Origin of the sequence: Sphingomonas sp. GM_Shp_2, from assembly GCF_026540875.1 — a bacterium.
Taxonomy (GTDB): domain Bacteria; phylum Pseudomonadota; class Alphaproteobacteria; order Sphingomonadales; family Sphingomonadaceae; genus Sphingomonas; species Sphingomonas carotinifaciens.
This window is the reverse complement of sequence record NZ_JALNUQ010000034.1, coordinates 37,441-44,570: the sequence shown is the minus strand read 5'-3', so window position 1 is coordinate 44,570 and position 7,130 is coordinate 37,441. Positions and strand designations below refer to the sequence as shown.

Genomic DNA, 7,130 nt, shown 5'->3' with positions numbered 1-7,130 from the left:
GGCGCTATACGCGTCAGGCGGGCGGCTCGATCGCGAACTTCGGCACAGGCACGCCGGCGCTGACGCTGCGCTGTGATGCGGCGACCCGGCGCATCACGCTGGTGCGCGCCGGCGCGCAGGCCGGCACCGCGACGATCCGCACCTCCAGTACCACGCGCCCACTGCCCCTGCAGTCGGGCGGCACGGCCGTATTGGCAGCGGGCGACTCGCTGCTGGATGCAATGGCCTTCACCCGCGGTCGCTTCGTGCTGGAGCGGCCGGGCACGCCACCGCTGGTCGTGCCGGCCTATGCCGAGATCGGTCGGGTGATCGAGGATTGCCGCGGCTGATCGACTCACCGGCGGCGCAAGAGGGTCGGCCAAACGCCCGGTCATTACAAGACTTGTTTATCGGCACCGGCCATCACACATTGGCGCTGCGGCCAGTGATGGCCGCATTGGCTATCAACAAGCGAAAGGAGGTGATCCGATGTCTCATGGTTCAGCAATGGGGTCGGTTCAGTTCGTTCGGGGGACGCGCTTCTAAGACCGCCGGACCGGCCGGAGGGTATCCTCCCCCAAGCAACGGCATGGTCCCCAAGGGCTTGAGGCCTGCATGGTCTCCCGGGCTGGAGCTCTCCGGCCGCTGACCATGTTTAGGGGCTGTCGGGACGTCGAGAGACGCCTCCCGGCAGCCTCTTCTCATATCTGTCGAGTGCTTCTCCGCAACGAATCGTTGTGTAAAGACAACAATCGATCCATCCTCCTCTCATGTACAATCGCATCGCTCTCTTCCGGAACGATCGTGCAATTTCCCGGCGCGCGCTTGCAGAGGCGGTGGATGTTCATCCGCAGACGATCGGATATCTAGAACGCGGCGATTACAAGCCGAGCCTGGAACTGGGCCTAAGGATCGCGGCCTATTTCGGCGTGCCGGTGGACCTGCTCTTCTCGCTCCACCCCTTCCCCTCGCTTACCGACACGCTGCGCCGGGCAGGAGATGCATGATGCACTATGACAGTCGACGCTGGACGGGACGGTACCGGCCGGGCGAAATGCCTTCGGAATTCCGTACGACGCATCCGTATCGTCGCCGCGCGTTGCGGTGGGTGCTGCTTGCGATTGTCATCGGCAGCATAGGCATCGCGGTCGCTCAGCCATTGTTTCCATCAGACGGCGGCGCAGGCTTACCATTCGGCGCACTCATCGCCTTGGTGGTGGTCAACGTGGCGGCAGGACAATCTCCGTTTGCCCGCGCTGGCATGAAAGCGGATCGCTATGACGAATTCGAGCGTGTCGCTCTAGAACGGGCCACGTCACACGCCTATAGCGCGCTGAGTGTGCTGGCGGCGGCTGCCTTCGGCTGGTGCGCATTCGCCAGCGCCCGCGATCTGCCGATGCCGCATCACTGGGGCGATTGGGCCACCTGGGCCATCACCTTCCTCGCCGTCGCCAGTAATCTGCCCGCGATGCTGGCCGAGTTCATGGTCCCGATGCCCGGCGACGACGAGGCGCAATAAGTCGCCTCGTCGCCACGCCCTCAGGCCGGCGTCAGCAGCCCTTCCTTCGCGATCTTCTCGCGCCACACCAGCGGGGCGAGCTGGTGGACGTTCTGGCCTTCGGCATCCACCGCGACGGTGACGGGGAAATCCTGCACCTCGAACTCGTAGATCGCCTCCATGCCCAGGTCCTCGAACCCGACCACCTTCGATCCCTTGATCGCCCGTGCGACCAGATAGGCCGCGCCACCCACCGCCATCAGATAGGCGGAGCGGTGATCCTTGATCGCCTCGGTGGCGGCCGGCCCGCGCTCGGCCTTGCCGACCATCGCCAGCAGGCCCTGTTCCAGCATCATGCGCGTGAACTTGTCCATGCGGGTCGCGGTGGTCGGACCCGCCGGGCCCACCACTTCCTCGCCCACCGGATCGACCGGCCCGACATAATAGATCACCCGGCCCTTGAACTCGACCGGGAGCTGCTCGCCCTTGGCCAGCATGTCGGCGATCCGCTTGTGTGCAGCGTCGCGCCCGGTCAGCATCTTGCCGTTCAGCAGCAGCCGGTCGCCATGCTTCCAGCTCTGCACCACCTCCGGCGTCAACGCGTCGAGATCGACACGCTTGGCCGCGACATCGGGTTTCCAGTCGACCTTGGGCCATTCGTCCAGCTTGGGCGCTTCCAGATAGACCGGGCCCGAGCCGTCCAGCGTGAAATGCGCGTGGCGGGTTGCGGCGCAATTGGGGATCATCGCGACGGGCTTGGACGCCGCATGCGTCGGCCAGTCGAGGATCTTTACGTCGAGGATGGTGGAAAGCCCGCCCAGCCCCTGCGCGCCGATGCCCAGCGCATTGACCTTGTCCATCAGTTCGATGCGCAGCGCCTCGATATCGTTGCGCGGCCCGCGCGCACGCAGCTGCCCCATGTCGATCGCGCCCATCAGCGACTGCTTGGCGAGCAGCATCGCCTTCTCGGCGGTGCCGCCGATGCCGATGCCCAGCATGCCGGGCGGGCACCAGCCCGCACCCATTTGCGGGATCATCTCCAGCACCCAGTCGACGATCGAGTCGCTGGGGTTCATCATCTTGAACTTGGACTTGTTCTCGCTGCCGCCACCCTTGGCGGCGACGTCCACGCTCACCTTGGCGCCCGGCACCATTTCGACGTGCAGCACAGAGGGCGTGTTGTCGCGCGTGTTGCGCCGGGTGAAGGCCGGATCGGCCAGGATCGAGGCGCGCAGCTTGTTCTCGGGATGCAGATAGGCGCGGCGTACACCCTCGTCGACCACCTCCTGCAAGGACCGGTCGCCGGACAGGCGGCAATCCTGCCCCCATTTGACGAACACGGTGACGATGCCGGTATCCTGGCAGATCGGCCGGTGCCCCTCGGCGCACATGCGGCTGTTGGTCAGGATCTGGGCGATGGCATCCTTGGCGGCGGGGCTCTGCTCGGCCTCATAGGCCTCGCCCAGCGCACGGATATAATCCATCGGGTGATAGTAGCTGATGAACTGGAGCGCGTCGGCCACGCTCTCGATCAGGTCGGTGTCGCGGATGATCGTGGTCATGGCAGGCCTTTGCGCGATGCGCGCGCGCGATGCAATCGGCGGACAGCCGGCATTAACCACATCCACTGTCCAGTTTCGCAACTTGGGGGCCCTAGCATCGGCACCATGCCGCGATCAGCTTTTCTTGACGGACCCGTATCGATCGCCTGCCTGCTGGGACTTGTCGAGGATGAGCGCGATCAGGTGGCGATCCTCCAGCATGTCCGGCAGGACCAGCTTGCCGCCACCTGGCCCTTTGCGGTGGTGGCACAGGCGGCGGCCTCCGCCTTTCTGATCGTCATGCTGGCACGCAGTGGCCAGACCGCCGCGCTGATGCCCGCTGCGCTGTTCACGGGGCTGGCGCTGCTCCTGTCGGGGAGCAGCATGCCGCTGCTCCGCTGGATGGTGCGCGAACGCTGGCATCCTTTCCAACGGCACCGCGTCCTTGCCACCGTCGCCGCACTTCTCGCCGCGACGCTCACCATGCAGATGTGGATCGCGACCGATCTGCCCGATCCGGTGCGGCTCGGCTGCATGGTGGCGCTGGCCGGCGCGATCGGGCTGAGCGTCGTGGCCGCGCATGACGTGCGGCCGATGACGCTGGGGCTGGCCACCGGGCTGGCCTTGACCATCGGCGCGCTGAAGGGGGTGGATGCGACGTTCGTCACCGCACTGTCGTGCCTGGGCGCCCTGATCCTGGTCAACCGGCGGCTGGGGCTGGTCGACCGGGCGACCGCCGACACGCACGCGCAGGAATCGGCCGAGAGCCGCACCGCCGCCAAGATGGTGGCGGAGTTCGAGAATCAGGGCACCGGCTGGTTCTGGGAAACGGACCGGCATGGCCGCGTCACCTATCTGACCGACAAGGTCGCCGCCGACCTCGCCCGCTGCGGCATGCGCACCACGGACGCGGCGCTGGCCGATCTGTTCCGGGTCGATGCGCTGGCCCCCCGCGCCGAACGCACCCTGGCCTTTCATCTCGCCTCCCGCACCGCCTTTTCGGACTATTCGGTCTGCGCCGCCGCCGATGCGGAGGGTGCGCGCTGGTGGTCGATCTCGGGGCGGCCGATGATCGACTCGCTCGGCCGGTTCCAGGGCTTTATCGGCTCGGGCACCGACCTGACCGAAAAGCGGCGTTCGCAGGCGGAGATCACCCGTCTCGCCCTGTCCGACAGCCTGACCGGCCTCGCCAATCGCCAGCGGATGCGCACCGCCCTCGACAAGACGCTGGCGCGCGATTCCGGCCCCTACCGGCCTGCCAGCCTGTTCCTGCTCGATCTCGACCGGTTCAAGGCGGTCAACGACACGCTGGGCCATCAGGCGGGCGATACGCTGTTGAAACAGGTGGCCCGGCGGCTGGAGGAATGCGTCGGCGATGCCGGGCTGGTCGGCCGCTTGGGCGGCGACGAGTTTCAGGTGCTGCTCCCCGATATCGATGCCCGCGAACGGCTGGGGCGACTGGCGCGCACGATCATCACCGCGCTTTCCCAGCCCTATATGATCGACGACGGCGCGGTCACGATCGGCTGCTCGATCGGCATCGCCATGGCCCCCCATCACGGCGAGGATGGCGAAACGCTGGTCCGCAATGCCGACCTTGCCCTTTATGCCGCCAAGGGCGACGGGCGCGGCGTCCACCGCTTCTATGCCGACGAGATGCTGGAAGGTGCACGCACCCGCCAGCGGCTGGAATCCGATCTGCGCGAGGCGCTGGCGCAGGGCAGCTTCCACCTGGCCTATCAGCCGATCGTCGCGACCGGCGACGCCCGCATCGTCGGTTACGAGGCGCTGCTCCGCTGGACGCATCCGACGCGCGGCGCCGTCTCGCCGGCCGAGTTCGTCCCCATTGCCGAGGAGTGCGGCCTGATCGAACCGCTGGGCGAATGGGTGTTGCGTACCGCCTGTCGCGAGGCGGCACGCTGGCCGGGCGGGGTGCGCGTCGCGGTCAACGTCTCGCCGATCCAGTTCGCCAATCGTCGCCTGCCCGATCTGGTCGCCAGCGCGCTCGCCCATGCCGGCCTCGCCCCGGACCGGCTGGAGCTGGAGATCACCGAGGGCGTGTTCCTCGACGGATCGACGGATACCGACCAGATGTTCAAGGCGCTGAAGGGCCTGGGCATCCGTCTGGCACTGGACGATTTCGGCACCGGCTATTCCAGCCTCGGCTATCTGCGCACCGCGCCGATCGACAAGATCAAGATCGACCAGTCCTTTGTCCGCGGCACCGCGCAGCCCGGCAACCGCAACGCCGCGATCGTGCGCGCGATCGTGACGCTGGCCGACACGCTGGGCATGGAAACCACGGCCGAAGGTGTCGAGCATCAGGACGAGATCGCGCTCCTCGCCGATCTGGGGTGCAGCCATATCCAGGGCTTCGTCTATGGCCAGCCGGCCAATGCCGACGATGCGCTGGCGCAGCTATCCGCCAGGCGCGGCTATGCCACCGCAAGCGGGTTCCGGGTCAGCCGTGCGCCCCGCGTGAAGATGCTTCGCTCCGCCCGCGTCGCGGTCCGGGATGCGGGTGGTGCGGTGATCGACGGCGATGTCCGCATCCGCGACATGTCCGCGACGGGGGCGATGATCGACGGCCTTGCCATCGACGGCGAGGCGGTGGGCGTCGACCTGTTGATCGAGCTGCTCGAAGACCAGATGTTCACCGCCCAGGTCCGCTGGGCCCGCGATGGCCGCGCCGGCATCCAGTTCGCCGAGCATTTCAATCTGGAGCGGCTGAACCCGCCCGCACGATCGCTGCGCCAGGCGGGTGAGCGCTGACCTATCCGCGCCGGACCAGCACCGCGCCGGCGATCACCAGCGCGGCGCCCAGCAGCTTGGGCATGGTCACCGGGTCGGTCCGGAGCCCCAGCAGGCCGAAATGATCGAGCGCGAGAGCGGTCGCCAATTGGCTGGCGATCGCGATGGTCAGCGCGGTCGCCAGCCCCAGTCGCGGCGCGGCGAAAGCGATCGCCGCGACGAACCCTGCCCCATAGAAGCCACCGAGCCACGCCCAGGACGGCGCCCCCCGCAGCGCCGCCGGCGCGGTGCGGTCCAGCGCCGTCCAGGCGACCAGCAGCACCACCGTGCCGACCACGAAGGACACCAAGGCGGCCAGGAGCACCGACCCCGATGTTCTGGCAAGAGCCGCATTGGTCGGCGCCTGAACGGCGATGCCGATTCCGGCGAGCAGGATCAGGATGAAGGGCAGGCCGAGGGACATGGCCCGCCCCGTAGCTACGCCGGTCGCGCGGTTCAACTCGCCAGCCGCCACGCCACCATTAAATCGATCTTCACCATCTATCCTTATGCATGTCCTGCACCGCCACAGCATTCGGCCGCTCCAAGAGGAAGTCCATGACCGTCCAGCAATCCATCGATTTCGCCGATGTGGCGTTTGACGAAGCCACCGTACGCGCCATGCGCTTCGCCGGCGGCCATCGCTTCCTCAACTCTCATGTCGAGATGCTGGTGGCGCCCAATTTCCTCGACTCGAACGAGTGCGAAATATTGGTCCGACTGATCGATGCGAACCGCCGCCGCTCCGAAGTGGCCGATGGCGTCGCCGTATCGCGCACCAGCGAAACCTGCATATTCGACGCAGCGACCCCGATCATCCAGCTGCTCGACCTGCGCCTGTCCCTGTTCCTGGGCGTCGCACCGGAACTTGGCGAACCGATCCAGGGTCAGCGGTACGCCGTCGGCCAGGAGTTCAAGCTGCACCACGATTATTTCGAACCGCATCACCCCGAGGAACGCACCCATACGCAGCGTTGCGGCCAGCGTACCTGGACGGCGATGATCTACCTGAACGAACCCGAGCAGGGCGGCGAGACCTTCTTCCACTATCTCGATCACGCCTTCAAACCGGAAACCGGCACGATGCTGTGCTGGAACAATATCGGACCGGGGGGCCTGTCCAACCCGCACACGCTTCACGCCGGCCAGCCCGTTCTGGAAGGCACGAAGTACATCGTGACCAAGTGGTTCCGGGAGAAGCCCTGGGCACGCTGAGCCGCCCCTTCCGGCCGCTCCTACCTACGACCTGCAACGTCTTGATGTGGACCGATCGCGGGTGCCGGCGACCGGTCCACATCTCGCTCGACCTACCTTCCGGCCAC

Annotated in this window: 6 protein-coding genes and 1 pseudogene; 5 read left to right on the top strand and 2 right to left on the bottom strand. The window is 66.8% G+C overall.

Annotated features, from left to right (window positions below; translation table 11 throughout):
* The 3 genes and pseudogenes from OXR08_RS12350 to OXR08_RS12340 form a co-directional block, all read left to right on the top strand.
* Window positions 1–329: pseudogene (locus OXR08_RS12350) on the top strand (hypothetical protein); the annotation flags it as partial.
* A gap of 420 nt (window positions 330–749) precedes the next feature.
* Window positions 750–986, top strand: coding sequence for a helix-turn-helix transcriptional regulator (locus OXR08_RS12345; protein ID WP_267350240.1), 237 nt, complete (start codon window positions 750–752; stop codon window positions 984–986).
* A complete protein-coding gene (locus tag OXR08_RS12340; protein ID WP_267350238.1) occupies window positions 983–1,498 on the top strand; it encodes a hypothetical protein in 516 nt (171 codons plus the stop codon). The genes OXR08_RS12345 and OXR08_RS12340 overlap by 4 nt, the downstream gene beginning before the upstream one ends.
* A 20-nt stretch (window positions 1,499–1,518) precedes the next feature.
* On the opposite strand, the gene OXR08_RS12335 is transcribed toward OXR08_RS12340, so the two are convergent.
* Entirely contained in the window at window positions 1,519–3,039 is a 1,521-nt protein-coding gene (locus OXR08_RS12335; RefSeq protein WP_267350236.1) for a fumarate hydratase, read from the bottom strand.
* Between the two features lie 105 nt (window positions 3,040–3,144).
* Here OXR08_RS12335 and OXR08_RS12330 point away from each other — a divergent pair, with 105 nt between their 5' ends.
* On the top strand, window positions 3,145–5,790 hold the full coding sequence (locus OXR08_RS12330; RefSeq protein ID WP_267350235.1) for an EAL domain-containing protein: 2,646 nt from the start codon (window positions 3,145–3,147) through the stop codon (window positions 5,788–5,790).
* A 1-nt stretch (window position 5,791) separates the two neighbouring features.
* Here the strand turns inward: OXR08_RS12330 and OXR08_RS12325 are convergent, their stop codons facing one another.
* The gene (locus tag OXR08_RS12325; RefSeq protein WP_267350234.1) at window positions 5,792–6,232 is read right to left on the bottom strand and encodes a DMT family transporter; all 441 of its coding nucleotides are present in this window, start codon (window positions 6,230–6,232) and stop codon (window positions 5,792–5,794) included.
* A 134-nt stretch (window positions 6,233–6,366) separates the two neighbouring features.
* Between OXR08_RS12325 and OXR08_RS12320 the strand changes: the two genes are divergently transcribed.
* Window positions 6,367–7,023 (top strand): 2OG-Fe(II) oxygenase, encoded by a 657-nt coding sequence (locus OXR08_RS12320; RefSeq protein WP_267350232.1) that lies wholly within the window; start codon window positions 6,367–6,369, stop codon window positions 7,021–7,023.
* Window positions 7,024–7,130: the final 107 nt, after the last annotated feature.

Bases quoted from the DNA above. Each gene is read 5' to 3' on its own strand.
- OXR08_RS12345 (WP_267350240.1), top strand. From the start codon at position 750: ATGTACAATCGCATCGCTCTCTTCCGGAACGATCGTGCAATTTCCCGG.
- OXR08_RS12340 (WP_267350238.1), top strand. From the start codon at position 983: ATGATGCACTATGACAGTCGACGCTGGACGGGACGGTACCGGCCGGGC.
- OXR08_RS12335 (WP_267350236.1), bottom strand. From the start codon at position 3,039: ATGACCACGATCATCCGCGACACCGACCTGATCGAGAGCGTGGCCGAC.
- OXR08_RS12330 (WP_267350235.1), top strand. From the start codon at position 3,145: ATGCCGCGATCAGCTTTTCTTGACGGACCCGTATCGATCGCCTGCCTG.
- OXR08_RS12325 (WP_267350234.1), bottom strand. From the start codon at position 6,232: ATGTCCCTCGGCCTGCCCTTCATCCTGATCCTGCTCGCCGGAATCGGC.
- OXR08_RS12320 (WP_267350232.1), top strand. From the start codon at position 6,367: ATGACCGTCCAGCAATCCATCGATTTCGCCGATGTGGCGTTTGACGAA.